This is a genomic window from Variovorax sp. P4_D9, from assembly GCF_056401695.1.
This window is the reverse complement of the sequence record NZ_JBFUIU010001713.1, coordinates 1-642: the sequence shown is the minus strand read 5'-3', so window position 1 is coordinate 642 and position 642 is coordinate 1. Positions and strand designations below refer to the sequence as shown.

Genomic DNA, 642 nt, shown 5'->3' with positions numbered 1-642 from the left:
GTATTTGGTTACATTTGGCTCGGCAGTTGGAGTATGTTTCCAGCCCTTCCTGCCGACTTCGTCAGGCTTTTCTTCTTCATCGGGAGCGTGAAACATGTCCCGGTACCTCTGCGAACTGAAGAATCTCCTGGTGGATTTGAAGGACCGCTACGGGGAAGGCGATGATTCGGTTCAGCAGGTAAAGCACGAACTCGAAGTGGTTGAGGCCATGGAATCCGAGCATCGGAATCCGTTCACCGTTGGCCGGGACCAACTGCTCCGCAGGAGCAGCAAGCACAAATGGGAAGGCGTCTCGGGCCTCTTGCACTCAACCCAGCGCCCGCCCCCATTGGGCTAGGCACCCCGGCACAGGCATCGCCGACAAGCCCAGGGTGCCCGCTCGGGCTCTAGTTGGCTTTCTTCTTCGGACGTCCCGCCTTCAGCGGCGCCAGCGAATCAAGCGCGCCGCGCAACTGCGCATCGGTTCGCTGTTGAAGCGCCTGCAGCCCGGCTCGCAGAAGCTCGCTCTTCTTGGCGGGGCGTTTGAAACCTAGTGCGCGCTCCTTGAGGTCGGCACTCAAGCCGAAGTCCTGTTGGGGCATCGTAAAGCTGTCGCGCACGAGCTTGGCTTTGGCTTTGGCCGCGTCGCGCACAGCCTCGGGC

1 protein-coding gene and 1 pseudogene are annotated in these 642 nt (G+C 60.9%); one reads left to right on the top strand and one right to left on the bottom strand.

All coding sequences use genetic code 11. The features are described from left to right. The first annotated feature begins 94 nt into the window (after positions 1–94). The gene (locus tag AC1DY5_RS57930; RefSeq protein ID WP_478123085.1) at positions 95–337 is read left to right on the top strand and encodes a hypothetical protein; all 243 of its coding nucleotides are present in this window, start codon (positions 95–97) and stop codon (positions 335–337) included. 49 nt (positions 338–386) lie between these two features. On the opposite strand, the pseudogene AC1DY5_RS57925 reads toward AC1DY5_RS57930, so the two are convergent. Further along, positions 387–642: pseudogene (locus tag AC1DY5_RS57925) on the bottom strand (hypothetical protein); the annotation flags it as partial.